Annotated in this window: 18 protein-coding genes; 10 read left to right on the forward strand and 8 right to left on the reverse strand. The window is 40.8% G+C overall.

Features of this window, described 5'->3' with window-relative positions; translation table 11 throughout:
* Positions 1–24: 24 nt before the first annotated feature.
* Together AB6D58_RS06830 and ispD are read right to left on the reverse strand one after the other, a co-directional pair.
* A complete protein-coding gene (locus tag AB6D58_RS06830; RefSeq protein ID WP_372156820.1) occupies positions 25–1,185 on the reverse strand; it encodes a CDP-glycerol glycerophosphotransferase family protein in 1,161 nt (386 codons plus the stop codon).
* Entirely contained in the window at positions 1,173–2,549 is a 1,377-nt protein-coding gene (ispD, locus tag AB6D58_RS06835; RefSeq protein WP_372156822.1) for a 2-C-methyl-D-erythritol 4-phosphate cytidylyltransferase, read from the reverse strand. Before ispD ends, AB6D58_RS06830 begins: the two co-directional genes overlap by 13 nt.
* 771 nt (positions 2,550–3,320) lie before the next feature.
* Here ispD and AB6D58_RS06840 point away from each other — a divergent pair.
* From AB6D58_RS06840 to AB6D58_RS06860, 5 genes are all read left to right on the forward strand, one after another.
* Complete coding sequence (locus AB6D58_RS06840; RefSeq protein ID WP_016795010.1) at positions 3,321–3,755, forward strand: rhodanese-like domain-containing protein; 435 nt, start codon at positions 3,321–3,323, stop codon at positions 3,753–3,755.
* A gap of 133 nt (positions 3,756–3,888) precedes the next feature.
* Complete coding sequence (gene secB, locus AB6D58_RS06845) at positions 3,889–4,356, forward strand: protein-export chaperone SecB (protein ID WP_009847959.1); 468 nt, start codon at positions 3,889–3,891, stop codon at positions 4,354–4,356.
* Between the two features lie 178 nt (positions 4,357–4,534).
* Positions 4,535–5,599 carry an NAD(P)H-dependent glycerol-3-phosphate dehydrogenase gene (gpsA, locus tag AB6D58_RS06850; protein WP_372055272.1) on the forward strand — a complete coding sequence of 355 codons (1,065 nt, stop codon included), beginning with the start codon at positions 4,535–4,537 and terminating at the stop codon, positions 5,597–5,599.
* Between the two features lie 47 nt (positions 5,600–5,646).
* Entirely contained in the window at positions 5,647–6,468 is an 822-nt protein-coding gene (gene cysE, locus AB6D58_RS06855) for a serine O-acetyltransferase (protein ID WP_009847961.1), read from the forward strand.
* An 83-nt stretch (positions 6,469–6,551) separates the two neighbouring features.
* Positions 6,552–7,703, forward strand: a complete 1,152-nt coding sequence (locus AB6D58_RS06860; RefSeq protein WP_016797614.1) for a murein hydrolase activator EnvC — start codon at positions 6,552–6,554, stop codon at positions 7,701–7,703.
* Positions 7,704–7,765: 62 nt separating this feature from the next.
* On the opposite strand, the gene AB6D58_RS06865 is transcribed toward AB6D58_RS06860, so the two are convergent.
* The 6 genes from AB6D58_RS06865 to AB6D58_RS06890 form a co-directional block, all read right to left on the reverse strand.
* A complete protein-coding gene (locus AB6D58_RS06865) occupies positions 7,766–8,404 on the reverse strand; it encodes a TetR/AcrR family transcriptional regulator (RefSeq protein WP_372156825.1) in 639 nt (212 codons plus the stop codon).
* A gap of 141 nt (positions 8,405–8,545) precedes the next feature.
* Positions 8,546–9,103 (reverse strand): dTDP-4-dehydrorhamnose 3,5-epimerase, encoded by a 558-nt coding sequence (rfbC, locus tag AB6D58_RS06870; RefSeq protein ID WP_372097603.1) that lies wholly within the window; start codon positions 9,101–9,103, stop codon positions 8,546–8,548.
* A 4-nt stretch (positions 9,104–9,107) separates the two neighbouring features.
* Positions 9,108–9,989 carry a dTDP-4-dehydrorhamnose reductase gene (rfbD, locus tag AB6D58_RS06875; RefSeq protein ID WP_372156827.1) on the reverse strand — a complete coding sequence of 294 codons (882 nt, stop codon included), beginning with the start codon at positions 9,987–9,989 and terminating at the stop codon, positions 9,108–9,110.
* Positions 9,989–10,876, reverse strand: coding sequence for a glucose-1-phosphate thymidylyltransferase RfbA (gene rfbA, locus AB6D58_RS06880; RefSeq protein ID WP_372153387.1), 888 nt, complete (start codon positions 10,874–10,876; stop codon positions 9,989–9,991). The genes rfbD and rfbA overlap by 1 nt, the downstream gene beginning before the upstream one ends.
* Positions 10,876–11,970: a dTDP-glucose 4,6-dehydratase gene (gene rfbB, locus AB6D58_RS06885; RefSeq protein WP_372156829.1), complete on the reverse strand. Its 1,095-nt coding sequence runs from the start codon at positions 11,968–11,970 to the stop codon at positions 10,876–10,878. The genes rfbA and rfbB overlap by 1 nt, the downstream gene beginning before the upstream one ends.
* Positions 11,971–12,095: 125 nt before the next feature.
* Positions 12,096–13,259 carry a nucleotide sugar dehydrogenase gene (locus tag AB6D58_RS06890; RefSeq protein ID WP_372153391.1) on the reverse strand — a complete coding sequence of 388 codons (1,164 nt, stop codon included), beginning with the start codon at positions 13,257–13,259 and terminating at the stop codon, positions 12,096–12,098.
* Between the two features lie 152 nt (positions 13,260–13,411).
* Here AB6D58_RS06890 and rfaD point away from each other — a divergent pair, with 152 nt between their 5' ends.
* The 5 genes from rfaD to tviB all read left to right on the forward strand — a co-directional run bounded on the left by rfaD (position 13,412) and on the right by tviB (position 19,036).
* Positions 13,412–14,353 (forward strand): ADP-glyceromanno-heptose 6-epimerase, encoded by a 942-nt coding sequence (gene rfaD, locus AB6D58_RS06895; protein WP_372153393.1) that lies wholly within the window; start codon positions 13,412–13,414, stop codon positions 14,351–14,353.
* Between the two features lie 177 nt (positions 14,354–14,530).
* A complete protein-coding gene (gene lpxM / locus AB6D58_RS06900) occupies positions 14,531–15,529 on the forward strand; it encodes a lauroyl-Kdo(2)-lipid IV(A) myristoyltransferase (protein WP_372153395.1) in 999 nt (332 codons plus the stop codon).
* Entirely contained in the window at positions 15,526–16,554 is a 1,029-nt protein-coding gene (gene waaF / locus AB6D58_RS06905; RefSeq protein WP_372153397.1) for a lipopolysaccharide heptosyltransferase II, read from the forward strand. The genes lpxM and waaF overlap by 4 nt, the downstream gene beginning before the upstream one ends.
* Entirely contained in the window at positions 16,551–17,759 is a 1,209-nt protein-coding gene (locus AB6D58_RS06910; RefSeq protein ID WP_372156832.1) for an O-antigen ligase family protein, read from the forward strand. Before waaF ends, AB6D58_RS06910 begins: the two co-directional genes overlap by 4 nt.
* On the forward strand, positions 17,756–19,036 hold the full coding sequence (gene tviB, locus AB6D58_RS06915; protein WP_372156834.1) for a Vi polysaccharide biosynthesis UDP-N-acetylglucosamine C-6 dehydrogenase TviB: 1,281 nt from the start codon (positions 17,756–17,758) through the stop codon (positions 19,034–19,036). Before AB6D58_RS06910 ends, tviB begins: the two co-directional genes overlap by 4 nt.
* The last annotated feature ends 12 nt before the right edge of the window (positions 19,037–19,048 follow it).

Genomic DNA, 19,048 nt, shown 5'->3' on the forward strand with positions numbered 1-19,048 from the left:
AACACCGTTTATTTATTTAGATTACTATTCAGCTAATGAGTATAGCGCTGAATGGAATAAGCTAAATGCTTTTTCAGGAGAGTCTCCCATTACATATTGACGATAATCAATCCGAACGGCTTCTCTTTCGTCAAGTGCTACCCCATTATTGAAGTAGTATGTAGTATTATTTTTAAGAAGAATATTACAGCACTTCGCAATCGGGAATGTTTCCTCAAATAATTCATCATCATGAGGATTAGTAATGTATATTGGCTTATTAAAGTACAAGTAATCTGAAATAACGCTTGATACGTCAGATATTAACATATCAGACTGGTTCATTTGCAGGTAAATATCAGACTCTGAATCAAAGATAACAGATTCGTTGCTTTGGTACTTCAGCTTCAACTCACCGATTTTATCGGTAAACTCTTCATCATTTGACCCTGTAAATGGATGCAACCGGACAACAACTCGTAAACCAGTAGCAACTAGAAGTTCAAGCAATTGTTCCATCATGACCAGCACAGATGAATAACTCGAGTCTGAATGCGCACCCTCCCATGTAGGAGCATACAAAACAGTCTTTTTATCTGACACTGTTCCGATTGACTGTATTTCCGATACTTTTAGTGCAACATTTGGTCGACCAACCTTATAAAAGTACCCATCAGGTAATTCTATATTGTTACGTTTAAATCTATCAATATGTGCATCTCCCGCAACGAAAGAAGAATCATACATCTTGAATAGATTGTGCGCGCTGGCAACTTTATCACTATCGCCATGACCAATAAAAACATGTTTTATATTAACATCACGAACAAGGTGAATATTTTTACCTGTATTTGCAGTGTAAAGTACAACTTTAACTTCTGGGGCAGATATTAAAGACGAGATTGAACCAGCATTAGGGATGTAATACACAGGTATCGACGTCTCTTCCTCTAGTTCTAAGCCATGTAACTCACGAACAACAATGGCTACGTCATTGCCAAGCTGCTCAAGTACAGGTAACCACATTCTTACTTGATACAAGCTTTTTTTTGTACCACAGTGGTGAAGTAGAATTGGAACTGTAATAGCTTCATCATGAGCTAACCCACTACTCAAATTAGCACGCATTTTTCTCGCGTATTTAACCCCAGTCGCCAAAAAATACTTTACAAATTTTTTATAGAAGTATTCTTTTAAAGCTGACATCTAAAGTTAACTCCAGTCACATCATTAGATAGAGCTATTAGTGTTACGTCAGCCACTTCCTCTGGTGTTAATAATGTTTTCTCACATTCAAGCCCAAAATTCTTTTCACGCATTGGCGTTTTAGTACGATCCGGTGTGATACAGTTTATTCTAACGCCATGTGGAGCCCACTCTTCACTTAAAGCTTGCGTTAAGTTAACAATAGCGGCCTTAGTAGAAGAATATACAGAATAGAAAGCACGGCCACGAGTATATGAACTTGAACTGAATAAGATTAAGTTCCCACCGGTTTCTTTTAAATACTTAAATGCAATTCGAGCTAGATTGAAGTTTGATATCAGGTTGACATCAATATCTTCACGAATTTCTTCTTCCGTTGTTTGTGCTAATGGTTTTTTGTTTAAGCTACCCGTAGTATTTATAATGGCATCAATACGTTGATGTTTTTCATAGATATCAGCTAAGAATCGTTCAATTGCAGATGAATCTGTAATTGATGCGCCTGTTTCTGTACGAGAAAATGAATAAATTAGTGCACCAGATCCATCTAGTTTTTCGATTATGCTTTTACCGATACCGTAACTACCACCAAAAACAACCACGACTTTCTTATCAAATTTACTTAGATCAACATCGGTACTTGCAATGTCTTTTTGATTTAGCTGAAACAATATGTCAGCGACTTGAATATCATTTGGGTTCGTGATTTTAATGTTATTGTAATCACCAGAAACGACCTTGATATCTACATCTGGAAGGAAGTGTTTCACTACACCACAGTCATCAGTAACAAGGAAGCCAGGATCTTGGTCCATCAACTCATATGCTTTCAATAAGGTCGTTAAGTGGAAGCCTTGAGGTGTTTGACCTTGGTATAACTCACTACGTTTTGGTATGTCAGCAATGCAGCCGTCTTTTACCTTAATGATGGTATCTGTACATGGTACAGCGACATCAACAGACTCATTAGCGTCAAGGTCAATAATGCATTGAGTGATAATTTCATCAGAAATGAAAGGTCTAACGCTGTCATGAATAAGTAACTTTACTTTGCTACCTTCGTGCTTGCCTTTGATACACGCTAGTGCAGATCGAGTAGAGTCTGCTCGTTCTTTACCACCACATACAATATGGGTCACTTTACTGGTTGCTTGAAGGTTTACAATGTTTTCAACTTTATTGATGTATTCAGCTTTACAAACAATAATTACTTCATCGATAAGATGGTGATTTTCGAAAGCAGCCAATGTGTGTTCGAAAACCGTCTTACCTGACAGTTTTACAAATTGCTTTGGTAAATCACCACCAAAACGACTGCCAACGCCACCGGCTAAAATCACAGCTATGTTTGTATATTTCGACATTTTCTACCTTTGACCTACAGGACACCAAACTTATAAACGGAGCCGAATTATAAACTAAAACATGCCAACAACCTAACACAACAGGGTAAAGAACAGACAGCATCCACCCGATTAAAAAGACGTTCTTGTTAGATAACCCGCTCTACCTGTGATTATTGAATGCTCTCGATTTCTTACAAAATCAGGTTCATGTTTATGCTCCAAAACCCTTCAAGTCCTTCGCATTTATAAACAACGGTTGTTTTTCCATATCAACGATTATCTTCAATCCGAAAAGTTAGACCCTGAGATGGAAGTAATCAGGAGTGATGGTATGCAAAGTCGACCATGCTATTCATAGAGCACTGCGTTAAGTAAAGTCCAAGTACCGCTTGTAGATGCCATTTCATTCCCCCCTCCCCAAAAAAATCGACAAAGCTGGGCTATGGTTCGATTTGTATAGGCCCTTGAAACTTATGGCACCACATTAATGAGAATTGCCTATCACTCACCAAATTAGGAAAGCATTGGTAAAAATGAAGCAAAAGTACTCGTTGGCGAGCATCATTATTTACCGTGTTACTGCTCTCTGCAGTCAATTGAACAAGAATATAATAATAAAGTGATGAGATTCATATTTAGACTTCTAAATAATTGGAGCCCCTCTGAAACGAGCCTTTCACCTTAGCGTTTAAGAAACAGAAAGTAGTGCTTCTTATGTATTCTCATTCCTATTATCGCTATACTCCATGCTTACAGTTTTTCGCCCAATAACGAATAAGAGTTCAAGATATGCAAGAGTTAGTTCCATTTGTTCAAGAGAATATGATTTTAGCCATCGTATGGATCGGCTTGGTTGTTGCCATCATTGCGAACGTTATCAAGACATCAAACGCAGCTTATAAAGAGATCACGGCAGCGCAAACCACACACATGATTAACCGTGAAAACGGTGTTGTGGTTGATATTCGTACTAAGGATGAGTTCAAGAAAGGCCATATTACTGACGCAGTTCACATTTTACCGTCAGATATCAAAGCAAATAACTTTGGTAACCTTGAAAGTCACAAAGCAGACCCAATCATCGTAGTATGCAAGACTGGTCAAACCGCTCAAGAAAGCGCGAACTTGCTGGTTAAAGCAGGTTTCGAAAACGTAAGCGTGCTGAAAAGCGGCTTAGTGGCTTGGAGCGAAGCTAACCTTCCTTTGGTTAAAGGTAAGAAGTAGTTAAAGGTGAAAAGCCTTTAAAGATAAACAGCCGTTAACGACAAGAAGTAAGCTGACAGATAAACTAACTTTCAGGCTTTGTTCGATAAATTGAATGAACAGAGTCTAATTTGAAATTTTTAAGGACAAGAAAATGGCTGAAGCAGCACAACAAGACGCACAACAGAACTTCGCAATCCAACGTATTTTCCTAAAAGACGTCTCTTTCGAAGCGCCAAACTCTCCAGATATGTTTCAAAAAGAGTGGAACCCAGATGTAAAACTGGACCTAGACACTCAAAGCCGTGAGCTTGGCGAAGGCGTTTACGAAGTTATCCTACGTCTAACTGTTACTGTTAAGAATGCAGAAGACACAGCATTCCTTTGTGAAGTTCAACAAGGCGGTATTTTCTCTGCAAGCGAAATGGAAGCTGGTCAACTGGCACATTGCCTAGGTGCATTCTGCCCGAACATCCTGTTCCCATACGCGCGTGAAACAATTTCTAGCCTAGTGGTTAAAGGTACCTTCCCACAACTGAACCTAGCTCCAGTAAACTTTGATGCTTTGTTCATGAACTACCTACAAAACCAAGCTCAACAAGCTGAAGGCGAACAGGCTTAAGTCTCAAAGTAGAACTTAACTCTAACGATTCAAGCGCTAGTTCGCTTTTAAATGCACATCGCAACTTCTGCGATGTGCATTTTTTCTTTACACTGTACTAAAGTTGAAAGCTCTTCTTATTTTAGTGGAAAGCTTTTCCAGAATTCTTCGATTTCCCTCAATATTTTTAGGTGGAAGCATGACAGACACAACTCACCCGACCAACACGACAGACGCTTACGGTAAAGACAGCGCTTACGGAAAAGAGATCGCCATGACTGTCATTGGTGCAGGTTCTTACGGAACCTCTTTAGCTATCTCTCTAGCGCGTAACGGTGCAAACGTTGTTCTTTGGGGGCATGACCCTGCTCATATGGCTCGCCTTGAATCTGAGCGCGCTAATAATGAGTTTCTACCAAATATAGAATTCCCAGAAAGCCTGATCATTGAATCAGACTTAGAAAAAGCAGTGACTTCAAGCCGAGACCTTTTACTTGTAGTCCCGAGCCACGTATTTGGCGTTGTGCTTAATAGCGTTAAACCTTACTTAGCCTCGGACTCTCGCATCTGTTGGGCGACCAAAGGCTTAGAGCCAGAGACAGGACGCCTGCTTAAAGATGTCGCGCACGATGTGCTGGGTGATGGCTACTCTTTAGCGGTTCTATCCGGACCGACCTTCGCCAAAGAGTTAGCGATGGGCATGCCAACGGCTATCTCTGTCGCTTCACCTGATGAAGTTTTCCTAGAAGAGCTCCAAGAAAAAATCCACTGCGGCAAAACATTCCGCGTGTATGCAAACTCAGATTTCATTGGTATGCAACTTGGCGGCGCAGTGAAAAATGTTATCGCAATTGGCGCAGGCATGTCGGATGGTATTGGGTTTGGTGCCAATGCACGTACCGCACTCATCACTCGCGGCTTGGCTGAAATGAGCCGCTTGGGCGCAGCACTTGGTGCCCAGCCAGAAACCTTCATGGGCATGGCTGGATTAGGCGACCTAGTACTAACCTGTACTGATAACCAATCACGCAACCGTCGCTTTGGTTTGGCACTTGGCGCAGGCAAAGATGTAGATACCGCACAAGAAGAAATTGGCCAAGTCGTTGAAGGTTATCGCAACACCAAAGAAGTTTGGTTATTATCAGAACGCATGGGCGTTGAGATGCCAATCGTTGAACAAATTTATCAAGTGCTGTATCAAGGGAAAGACGCACACTTAGCAGCACAAGATCTACTTGCTCGAGACAAGAAGTCAGAGCGATAACATCGCGTATTCAGTCGTGGGATAAAATAGATAAGATGGATGGTAAAATGAAACACTGTGAACAACAAAAAGTTTGGCAATGCATTGTGAAGGAAGCTCGACAGCAGTCGGAGCAAGAACCTATGCTTGCGAGTTTTTACCATGCCACCATTATCAACCACGAAAGCTTAGGTGCTGCGCTTAGCTACATCCTAGCAAATAAGCTAAAAACAGCATCAATGCCAGCAATGGCAGTGCGTGAAGTGGTTGAACAAGCATTTAAGCAGGACCAATCGATTATTGATGCGGCCGCTTGTGATATTTGCGCGACGGTAAACCGAGATCCTGCGGTTGAGATGTACTCGATGCCTCTGCTTTATCTAAAAGGCTACCACGCTCTTCAAGGTTACCGAGTGGCTAACTGGTTGTGGAAGCAAGGTCGTATTGCGCTTGCCACTTACCTACAGAACCAAATTTCAGTTGCTTGCCAAGTGGATATTCACCCGGCGGCTCGTATCGGTAAAGCTATCATGCTTGATCACGCGACAGGCATTGTGATTGGTGAAACAGCCGTCGTTGAAAATGATGTCTCTATCCTTCAAGACGTGACTTTAGGGGGTACGGGTAAAGAAGGTGGCGATCGTCACCCTAAGATCCGAGAAGGCGTGATGATTGGTGCAGGTGCTAAAATCCTCGGCAACATTGAAGTGGGTGAAGGCGCTAAGATTGGTTCTTGCTCTGTGGTTCTACAAGCCGTACCGCCTCATACGACTGTCGCTGGTGTTCCTGCAAAAATTGTTGGAAAACCGAAAACTGACAAGCCGTCTTTAGATATGGACCAAGGATTCAATGGTCGCTCTCAGAACTTCATCCATGGTGATGGGATTTAAGAGCAGGTTCGGGATTCAACGAATAGCCGATAGCCGAGATGCGAAAAGACTCGCAGCAGATGCTGATTATTAATAAGAGCAAAATGACGATAATGATGAAACCCGTTCAATCAATGAGCACTGTTCTTTTGATATCTGCCAGCCTTGGTGTTGCTCTTTTGTCTTCATCATCATTTGCTGCATCTCAAGGTGAACTGAAAGGCGTATCAAGCGAAATCTCTCGTCAACAGAAAGCGCTCTCTTCCCAGCAAAAGAAACTCGATAGCCTACAGGCAAACCTCAAGAAGCAGGAGCTGTCCATCGCTTCACTTGAAAAAGCGATTCTAGACAGTAAAAAGCAGCTCAATACTGCTAATGCTAATATTGCTAATTTAGACACAAAGATTAAAGCGCTCACTGCGCAGAAAAAAGTCCAGACAGACAAGTTAGAGCAGCTCATTCAGACTTACTACATGACGAGTCGAGCTAAGGCTTCTTCTCACATTCTCAACACCGGTGTAGAAGAAGATCGCATCAGTCATTATTACCAGCACCTTGCCAAAGCTCGCTCCGCAACCATTAAAACGATTGAACAGACGCAACTTGAATTAGAAGAAAGCCACAAACAGCGTCAACTCGAGCAAGAACAAATCGCAACATTGTTAAAACAGCAAACCACCAAGCGTGACAAGTTGTCTCAGACTCAAACACAACGTAAGAAAACCGTTGGCAGTATTAAGAAGAATATTTCTGGCGACAAAAATTACTTGGCTGAACTTCAGCGAAATGAAACTCGCCTGAAAGCTGAAATAGCAAAAGCAGAAAAAGCGGCTCGAGAACGACGTAATGCAGTACCGATGGATGGCCTAGCAAAACGTAAAGGTAAGCTACCTTGGCCGATCAAAGATAAAGTTCTACATAACTACGGTTCACGTCAAACGGGGCAAATTAACTGGAAAGGCATGGTGATCAACGCCAAGTACGGTCAGCAGGTTAAATCCGTTTACTCAGGTACGGTGGTATTTGCCGAGTATCTGCGAGGCTATGGTTTAGTGGTTCTTCTCGATCATGGTAAAGGTGATATGACGCTCTATGGCTTTAACCAAGCACTACTGAAGAAAGAAGGTGACAAGGTTAAAGCGGGTGAAGCCATCGCGCTTGCAGGTGACACTGGCGGCCAAACACGCCCATCATTGTACTTTGAAATTCGTAGAAACAGCCAAGCTCAGAATCCAAAGAGCTGGTTGGTTCGATAAAGAGCAGATACGGGATGCAAGTATCTTTCTTCGAATCCCGTATATCGCTTACTCGTCTCTTTCTATTTAGAGTTCAACGCCCTTACACCATCTTCCAATAATGTCAGCTGCTCAAAACCTTGAGCTGTCGCAATCGGTTTAACCGTCGCGATCATCTGCAGCATTCCTTGATGAACCACTTGCTCGGTAATTTGAGCTTTTGGAGACATCGCAGATTGATACGCCAACCAACCTGATGCAATCAAGTGAAGAGACGTCACCATCGACTTCATTTCTGCATCTGTTGCCTTGAGTAAGTTCAATTCAACGAAGGCTCGCATGATACCCACAAGGTTGGTTTGCAGCTTTTCTTGTACAGCCATGTAATCAAGGTGGAGCTTTTCATCACGAGACAGTATTTCAGGTAGGTTCGCATAGAAGAATCGGTACTTCCACATCAGCGTGAAGATAGAATCTAGGTAGCGCTTGAGTAGCGTGAGGCTTTCTTGTTGCCCTTGAATCGGTGTGAACCTTTCAAGCAACTCTGTCGAATAGAGAGTAAAGATATCACGGACAATTTCTTGTTTGTTGCGGAAGTGGTAGTAGAGATTACCAGGGCTAATTTCTATATGCTCAGCAATATGATTGGTCGTAATACTGCGCTCGCCGTGCTCATTAAAAAGCTCTAGAGCAGCATCAACAATCTTGTCACGTGTTTTCATTAGTTATTAGTATCCCTATCCGTTTAGTGGTTCAGTATATCGCCACTAAGCGGATAGATCGAGCTGATAACATCTGGTCGAATTAGCTCTGACGAAAATAGAGTGGAATCAATCGTCCCTCAAATTAGCTAGGTCTATTGATTACAATTTAGATTTTAGAGCCTGTGAAAAAGAGATCGCACATTGATCTTTCTCCGATAGCTGAATAGATTGCTCTTGAGTCAAAGGCCACTCAACACCCAGTTCCGGGTCATTCCAGGCAATTGAGATTTCCGCAGTAGGGTTATAAAAGTCCGTACATTTATAAACAAATTCAGCCATATCGCTCATAACATAAAAACCATGAGCAAAACCTTCAGGCACCCATAATTGACGCTTATTTTCAGCAGAAAGGAACTCCCCAACCCATTGACCAAAGGTCGCAGAGTCTTTTCGAATGTCAACAGCAACATCAAACACCTCTCCCGAAATAACCCGAACCAATTTACCTTGGGTGTTTTCAGTTTGGTAATGTAAACCGCGTAGAGTACCCTTCTTAGACTTAGAATGGTTATCTTGTACAAATTGTGTTGATTTACCTGTGACTAACTCTTCAAATTGTTTTTTGTTCCACGTTTCCATGAAAAAACCGCGCTCGTCACCAAACACTTTGGGCTCTATAATTTTCACATCAGCTATGCGGGTATCTATTACTTTCATTATTTTATCCTGCGTACGCTTTAATATTGCTTAATGCCGCCTTCCAGTCACTAGGCTCGACCGCGAGAAGAGTCATAATTTTCTCTGTACTCAACTTAGAATTGATTGGACGCTTTACTGGCGTGATATATTGTTCGGTAGCAATAGTCGAGAGGCTCGGTTTACTTGCGATAACACCTTGCTCGACTGCAACATTGAAAATAGCCTCAGCAAATTCAAACCAACTCACATGCGGCAGCCCCGAATAGTGATAAACACCATACTCCACCACATCACCTTGATTGATGAAGTTCGCGATTTTTATCAAGGTACTTGCTATATCGCCTGCATATGTAGGTCCACCAAACTGGTCACCCACGATACTCAATGTATCTCGGTTTTCACCTAAGCGAAGCATGGTCTTAACGAAATTATTGCCATCCTCACCAAACACCCAAGCAGTGCGAAGGATGATATGTTTATCACACGCTTCGGTAACAGCCATTTCACCGGCTAGTTTACTTTTACCGTAAACACCTTGTGGGTTTGTGATATCACTCTCTAGATACTCTCCGACTTTATTACCTTCAAAGACATAGTCCGTCGAAATGTGTAGAATCGCTGCCCCTAGGTTTTGCGCTGCTTGTGCTAAGAACTTGGGACCATCACGATTGATCGCATAAGAAAGCTCTACTTCTTCTTCAGCTTTATCAACCGCAGTATGCGCCGCTGCATTGATAATAATAGTAGGTTGAAATTCGCTAACAACGGCATTAACAGACTCTTGGCTCGTAATATCAAGGTGCTCTCTATCAAGCGCTAATACCAATGTATTCTCATTATTAGCCAGTTGTTTAGTTAGACAAGAGCCAACTTGACCATGACAGCCAGTAATTAGTACGCGCATTAAGCTTTTGCCTTCTTTTGAATATCCATGACTAAACGAGTCAAATACTGACCGTATTCATTTTTCATCATCGGTTTAGCAAGCATTAACATTTGTTCATCAGTTAACCAACCATTACGCCAAGCTATCTCTTCTAAACAAGCAACCTTTAGCCCTTGTACATTTTCAATAGTTTGAACAAAAGATGAAGCCTCATGAAGGCTTTCATGAGTACCAGTGTCTAACCAGGCAAAACCACGGCCTAATAGTTCCACATTCAGAGAACCATCATTTAGATACATTTCATTGAGAGTGGTAATTTCCAACTCACCTCGAAGAGATGGCTTCACTTGTTTTGCCAGTTCTACAACTCGATTATCGTAGAAATACAAACCAGTTACCGCATAGTTTGATTTTGGTATTTCAGGTTTTTCTTCAATCGAAACGGCTTTCATTTTTTCGTCAAATTCAACTACGCCAAAACGCTCAGGATCTTTGACTTGATAGCCAAAAACAGTAGCACCAGACTCTTTTGAAGCGGCATTCTGTAGCGTTCTAGAAAAAGACTGACCGTAAAAGATATTATCCCCCAACACCAAACAAACACTATCATCACCAATAAACTCTTCACCAATGATAAAAGCTTGCGCTAAACCATCCGGGCTTGGTTGAATTGCATACTCAAGGTTGATGCCAAAATCTGAACCATCACCAAGTAGGCGTTGAAAACCAGCGTTATCTTCAGGAGTCGTGATAATCAAAATATCTTTGATGCCAGCTAGCATTAACGTCGAGATTGGGTAAAAAACCATCGGCTTATCGTAAATGGGCAAAAGCTGTTTTGATACGCCGCGAGTGAGTGGATATAAACGCGTGCCTGAACCTCCAGCAAGAACTATCCCTTTCATTACTTATCAACCTTACCATTTACAACTAAATCTGAAGAAACACCTAAGCGTTCACCAGCGTAAGAGCCATCTAATACGCGTGACCACCATTGTTTACTATCTAAGTACCACTCGACCGTTTTACGAATACCTGATTCGAAAGTCTCTTCTGGCTTCCAACCCAATTCACGTTCAATCTTTGACGCATCGATTGCATAACGTAGATCATGCCCAGGTCTATCAGTGACATAAGTAACTAAGTCAAGGTACTTGCCCACCCCTTCTGGCTTATTTGGCACCAACTCTTCAAGTAATGAGCAGATCGTTTTGACAACATCAATGTTTGCTTTTTCATTGTGACCACCAATGTTATAGGTTTCACCTACCTCACCTTCAGTGACCACTTTGTACAACGCTCGTGCATGATCTTCAACAAACAGCCAATCACGAATTTGCATACCATTGCCATACACTGGAAGAGGTTTTCCATCGAGAGCATTCAAGATCATCAATGGAATTAATTTCTCAGGGAAGTGGTAAGGGCCGTAGTTATTTGAACAATTAGTTACAACGGTTGGTAAACCATAGGTGCGTAGCCAAGCTCGGACGAGATGATCAGAAGAAGCTTTCGAAGCAGAGTATGGGCTTGATGGCTCATACGACGTCGTCTCGGTAAACAAGTCATCCGTGCCTTCTAAATCGCCATAGACTTCGTCAGTAGAGATATGGTGGAAACGAAAAGTGGCTTTATCACTTTCAGAAAGCTCATTCCAATAAGCTCTAGTCGCTTCAAGTAATGTATATGTACCAACAATATTAGTTTCGATAAATGCAGCTGGGCCGTCAATCGAACGGTCAACATGAGATTCAGCGGCCAAGTGCATTACTGCATCGGGCTTATGCTGCTCAAAAATACGGTCTAGCTCAGTACGGTTACAAATATCCACCGCTTCAAACGCATATCGTTGATTCGAATCAACATCAATAAGGGATTCTAAGTTACCTGCATAAGTAAGCTTATCAACGTTCACGACGCTATCTGACTTATTGCTTATAATATGACGAATGACAGCTGAACCTATAAAACCAGCACCGCCTGTAATTAATATCTTCATAAAAACCTAAAATTAAAAATTAAACAATTTGTATATGTCAGTGCTAGCTTTATAAAAAACACGATCATCAATGTACAATTCGAAAAATGAATAAACCTGTTAACATTAGTTAAAGTAGCGCAGAATCAGTCACTGCCAAACAAGTCTCGTGTGTACACCTTATCTGCAACGTCTGCGATTTCTTCTACCATTCTGTTTGATACAATCACATCTGATACAGCTTTGAACTCTTCGAGATCAGAATAAACCTTCGAGTTAAAGAAATGCTCTTCTTCTAACACGGGTTCGAACACGACCACTTCTATGCCTTTTGCTTTCAAACGCTTCATGATGCCTTGAATCGACGACGCACGGAAGTTGTCCGAGCCGGATTTCATGATCAAGCGATAGATACCGACAATTTTAGGCGAGCGCTTAATAATTGAATCCGCAATGAAGTCCTTACGAGTGCGGTTAGCATCGACAATGGCACCCACAATGTTGTTAGGTACATCTTGGTAATTCGCCAACAGTTGCTTGGTGTCTTTCGGTAAGCAGTAACCACCGTACCCAAATGAAGGGTTGTTATAGTGATTACCAATACGAGGGTCTAAACCCACACCTTCGATGATCTGACGAGAATCCAAACCATGCGCTTCGGCGTAAGAATCGAGCTCATTGAAATAAGAAACACGCATCGCCAAGTAGGTATTTGAGAAGAGCTTTACTGCTTCCGCTTCTGTGGAGTGAGTAAACAGTACGTCGATATTCTCTTTTTCTGCGCCTTCAACAAGAAGGTTTGCAAACACTTTCGCTCGCTCAGAACACTCACCAACAATAATGCGTGATGGGTGTAGGTTGTCGTACAGGGCTTTGCCTTCACGTAAAAATTCTGGCGAGAACATAATGTTTTCACAGTTTAAATCTTGCTTAACACGCTCAGTATAACCAACAGGTACCGTTGATTTGATCACCATGACGGCATTCGGATTAACCATCATTACGTCACGAATCACCGACTCTACAGAACTGGTATTAAAGTAGTTCGTTTTAGGGTCATAGTCGGTTGGCGTAGCGATAATAACGAACTCTGCATCTTGATACGCTTGCTTATCGGTTGTGGCTTGAAAACTCAAAGCACGATTAGCCAAAAACTCTTCAATCTCAACATCCATGATTGGCGATTGCTTGTTGTTCAACATCGATACCTTTTCTTCGACGATATCAACTGCAACAACATCATGATTCTGCGCTAACAACATCGCATTGGATAAACCTACATAACCGGTACCCGCAACTGCAATTTTCATGATAATACCTATAATTTCGAGTGCTTACTGCGCACTTACCTAAGACTAATCTGCTCATATCATACTCCGCTTAAGGAATTATTCCACTAGCTCGTCTTTGTCATTCCTTGCTATACTCTCGGTAGTTTTATATTCAAAAGAGTAGGAAAAATATGATTATCGTAACTGGTGGTGCTGGCATGATCGGCAGCAATATTGTGAAAGCACTCAATGACGCAGGCCACAACGATATTCTAGTTGTCGACAACCTCAAGAACGGTAAAAAGTTCAAGAACCTTGTAGACCTAGACATCACTGACTACATGGATCGCGATGATTTTCTAACTCAGGTTATGGCTGGCGATGATTTCGGCCCTATTGAAGCTATTTTCCATGAAGGTGCTTGTTCGGCAACGACCGAGTGGGATGGTAAATACATGATGCTCAACAACTATGAGTACTCAAAAGAGTTACTGCATTACTGTATTGAGCGTGAAATCCCCTTCCTATATGCCTCTTCAGCTGCCACTTACGGTGAGACAGAGACTTTCATCGAAGAGAAAGAGTATGAAGGCGCATTAAATGTCTACGGTTACTCTAAACAACAATTTGATAACTACGTTCGTCGCCTAACCGCGGATGCTGTAGCGCATAATGAGACGTTACCTCAAATTACTGGTTTCCGTTACTTCAATGTTTACGGTCCACGTGAAGATCACAAAGGTAGCATGGCCTCTGTTGCTTTCCATCTAAACAACCAAATGAACGCTGGTGAGAACCCTAAACTGTTCGCAGGTAGCGAAAAATTCCAGCGTGATTTTGTGTATGTCGGTGATGTTGCAGCAGTAAACCTGTGGTTCTTAGAAAATGGTGTTTCTGGCATCTTTAACCTAGGCACCGGCAATGCTGAGTCTTTTGACGAAGTTGCCAAAGCGGTAATTAAGCACCACGGTAAAGGTGAAATCGAAACGATTCCTTTCCCTGAGCATTTAAAAGGCGCTTACCAAGAGTTTACTCAAGCTGACCTTACGAAACTTCGAGCAGCAGGCTGTGATGTGGTATTTAAAACCGTAGCGCAAGGCGTTGCTCAATACATGCAAATTGTAAATAAGTAGTATCACATTGCACTTAGAGCGCGGGGTACAACTCCCCCCCCGCCCTCCTGACGTCTAATCCCAAGCAAAGCAAAATTTAGATTAGTGCTGCAAGCAATTACTCTATATCTCCCTCGAATGCAATAAAGTGCAAAGTGATATAGAAAGCTAAGTAAATTTTAAGGTTAGTGATTTTAAATGACAAATCAACGTAATGACTTTGATTCAAAAGCTTACAACCCTAGTTTTCGATGGGCCTTCCTAGCTCCTAAGCTATGGGGGACATGGTTAGCAGTTATATTTGCGCTTCCAGTCGCCCTTCTCCCGCTGCGTTTTCATCAATGGGTAGCGCATATTATCGCTTTAAAACTATCTAAATCTCAGAAAGGCCCAGCTCATAGAGCGCGGGTTAATTTTGAGCTATGCTTTCCCAACCTCAGTTTTCAAGAGCGCGAGCAATTAATTTATAAGACACTATACACTGCTAGTGTCTTTGTACTTCGCTTTAGCTTACTTACCTTAAAATCAAAATTTTGGTTACAAGAGCAGTGTGAATTCGTTGGCAAAGAAAACCTAACCAAGCACACGAATAACGGTGAAAATGTCATATTATTAGTCCCACACTCATGGGCTATTGATATTCCCGCAGTAATGCTTGCTTCAATGGGCCTCCCTGTCTCTGCAATGGCAAAGAAGCAAAAGAACCCGGTCTCTGATTGGCTTATGCATCGTCAAAGAGTTCAATATGGTGGTCGTGTGTATGAACGCTCTGGTGGAATAAAGCCATTTATCAAATCGGTAAAAGATGGCTATTTGGGGTATTACCTACCAGATCAAGACCATGGAGCGGAACTCAGTGAGTTCGTTAGCTTTTTTGAGACAACGAAAGCTACCCTACCTGGACTGAGTAAACTGGCTAAGCTATCTAGAGCTAAAATAGTTCCTCTTTTTGCATCAATAAACCCTGAAACAGGAAAGTATTCATTAGAAATCTTGCCAGCACTGGAGTTGCAAAATGAAGACCAAGCTGACGCTCGAGCTATGAACGAAGCGATTGAGACCTTTGTGAGCCCCAAACCAGAACAATACATGTGGGTACTTAACTTTTTATATAGTCAGCAAGATGGCTTAAATTATTACAATGTATTCAAAAGTAAATATAAATCTGAATGGACAAAATTAGGAATCCAAGAGTGAGTAGAATACTAATTATTGGACCATCATGGGTCGGTGACATGGTTATGTCACAAACTCTATACATGACACTAAAACAACAAAATCCTGATGCACTTATCGATGTTATCGCTCCCAGCTGGTGTAAACCCATACTTGAGCGTATGCCAGAGGTCCATCAAGCGATCGAAATGCCGATTGGCCATGGTGCATTTGATTTATTTGGTCGCCGAGAGATAGGTAAATCACTGCGGGAAAACCAGTATGATCACGCCTATATTTTACCGAAATCAGCCAAGTCAGCCCTCATCCCTTGGTTCGCAAACATTCCTATCCGTACTGGATGGAAAGGTGAAATGCGTTATGGTTTATTGAATGATCTACGCTCAAACATGAAATCTTTTCAATTCATGGTTGAGCGCTACGTAGCTTTGGCGCATTCAAAACCTGCCATGATTAACTCTTCTTCTTTGGGGGGCTTAGACAACCTACCTCACCCGAGTCTACTTATTGATGAAGACAAACAAAGCAAAACAATCTCCAAGTTCAACCTAGATAATAGCTACTCAATTATTGGCTTATGCCCAGGGGCAGAATTCGGACCAGCCAAAAAGTGGCCTGAGAGTCACTACGCAGAAGTTGCAACATCCATGAGCCGAGCTGGTAAGAAAATTTGGTTATTTGGCTCACAGAAAGACCTAGATACTTGCAATAATATTAAGGCGCAAGTTCCAAAAGAGCTGCAATCTCATATCCACGTTTTAGCAGGCCAAACAAGTTTAATTGAAGCGCTAGATTTATTAGGTGCATGCGACACTGTCGTAGCCAACGACTCAGGTCTAATGCACGTTGCTGCTGCGGTGGGCTGTAGTGTAGTTGCAATATATGGCTCTACATCACCAAAATACACACCGCCTTTAGCTAAGAAGGTCGATATTGTACACACCGATATCGAATGCCGCCCTTGCTTTAAACGACAATGCCCACTAGGACACCTAAAGTGCCTTAACGATTTGTCTCCAGATATGGTTATTTCTAAAATAAAATGAAAACTATTTCAAAAAAAGAATCTGTTATTTTATTTATTATTTCACTACCTGTTTATTTTTCTTTTTCAGGATTATTTTTATACGTAAACGCCCCTAAAAACCTTCAAGCCATTATAGTTATCTCATTGTTATTTTCAATTTATCATTTTGGAATTGATCATATTAAACAACAGTTAATAAACAAAAAAATATTATGGCTAATTTCTCTATTCATATTATATGGCTTATATCAAAGACATTTGCACGGATTTAGCAATGGTCAAATAAAAGCATATGGAATGTTGCTATTATATTTTTCAATAATCCCTGAAAGTTTATTTGGTCAATTAAAAAACCATTTACTTAACCTTTCTCTCGTGGCTACAGTATGCTCGCTAGCTTACTTTTACCAACAAGACATTCTTCTTGAGAGAGAAAGGGCAACGTGGGGTATTGGCGTTTTACATTATACTGTAATGTCTTCATGGTTAGCTTGTTTCGCACTCTATAAATTAACAACGACTAAAAATAATATTATTATATTAAAATCAATTTTAATAATAGCGGCATCATTATTTTTAATAATAGCAACCCAAGCCAGATCTACATTCGTAACATTATTGTTTATATCTATTGGTTACTTTTTATTTATAGTAATAAGAAATAAAAAACAAATGGCATGTTTTGTTTTTGTTGTTCTTATTTTTTCATCCATGTTAAGTCAAATTCCTACAATAAAAGATAGAATATCCCAAACAAAGAATGAAATAGCCTTAATACAAGCTGGAAACCTGAATTCATCTTTAGGTTTAAGGATTCAAATGTGGGAAGCGGCTACTTATGTGGTAACGAAAGAGCCCATAGTCGGAGTAGGGAAAGAGCACTACACTATAAAATCAGAGCTTGCTAAAGATCATATAATTGATCCAAGAATTGTGAAGTTTAGTCATTACCATAATGGTTATATTGATGTCCTTGTTAAGTCAGGGCTAGTAGGGTTAGCTTTCATAGTTATTTTATTATCTTACCCATTATATATTTGGAATAAACACAGGAATAAAGAGTACTTTCCGATTTTATCACTAGGATTATTATATATCATACCATCACTTACAAATGTACCACTTAATAATTTACATTTGGTTTTTTTCTTTATGATTATATCTTGGATATATAGTTCCAATCAATTAAATGCAACTGAGTTAAATCACAGGAATCCGCAATGACACTACAAGTAGATGATCAAAGTATTGCAATTATCGGCTTAGGGTACGTAGGTCTCCCTTTAGCAGTCGAATTTGGAAAGGTTCGAAAAACTATTGGTTTTGATATCAATGACAGACGAGTAACCGAACTAAAAGAAGGTGTAGATCATACCCAAGAGTGCTCAAAAGAAGAGCTCTTATCAGCGGAGCAGCTATCTTTTACTTCTAACGTCAAAAATATTAGTCAGTGCAATATCTATATTGTTACTGTTCCAACACCGATTGATGAACATAAGCAACCCGATTTATCTCCTTTAATCAAAGCATCGGAGACAATAGGAAAGGTCCTAAAAAAAGGGGATATCGTTATCTATGAGTCGACGGTCTACCCTGGAGCAACAGAAGAGGTTTGTATTCCTGTTTTAGAAGCATCTTCTAAACTCACTTTTAACCAAGACTTTTATGCTGGTTACTCTCCAGAACGAATTAACCCTGGAGACAAAGAACATAGAGTAATTAACATTAAGAAAGTTACATCAGGGTCTACGCCTGAAGTAGCAGGTACCGTTGACAAATTATATAAAGAAATAATCATCGCTGGGACTCATAAGGCGTCGTCAATAAAAGTTGCGGAAGCAGCCAAAGTTATTGAAAATACACAGAGAGACCTCAATATAGCTCTAATTAATGAGCTAGCATTAATTTTCAACAAGCTAAATATTGATACTGAAGAAGTATTAAAGGCAGCCGGAACGAAATGGAACTTCCTACCATTTAGACCCGGCCTTGTTGGTGGGCATTGTATCGGTGTTGACCCATACTATTTAACACATAAAGCGCAAGCTGTCGGCTATCACCCAGAAGTAATATTAGCTGGACGTAGAATAAATGATGGTATGGGAGCTTATGTAGCCTCTCAATTAGTTAAAGCTCTTTTAAAGAAACGCATTCAAGTTAATGGAGCTAAAATATTAATTATGGGGTTAACTTTCAAAGAAAACTGCCCAGATCTTCGTAATACTCGAATCGTAGATATTATAAAAGAGCTTGCCGAATACAATATAGAAATGGATATCTTCGACCCTTGGGTAGACCCCGCAGAAGCTAGTCATGAATACGGCTTATCCGTTATATCTCAAAGGCCTGAAGAAAAATACGATGGTGTTATTATCGCTGTTGCTCATCAACAATTTCAGAGCATGTCACAAGAAGAATACCGCGCTTTAACTAAAGAAGAGTCGATTATATATGACTTAAAGTATGTTTTAAGCAGCGACTTTGCTGATATTCGTTTATAAACAGAGCAGGTA

Origin of the sequence: Vibrio sp. 10N.239.312.D08, assembly GCF_041466145.1 — a bacterium.
In the GTDB taxonomy this organism is placed as follows: domain Bacteria; phylum Pseudomonadota; class Gammaproteobacteria; order Enterobacterales; family Vibrionaceae; genus Vibrio; species Vibrio crassostreae_C.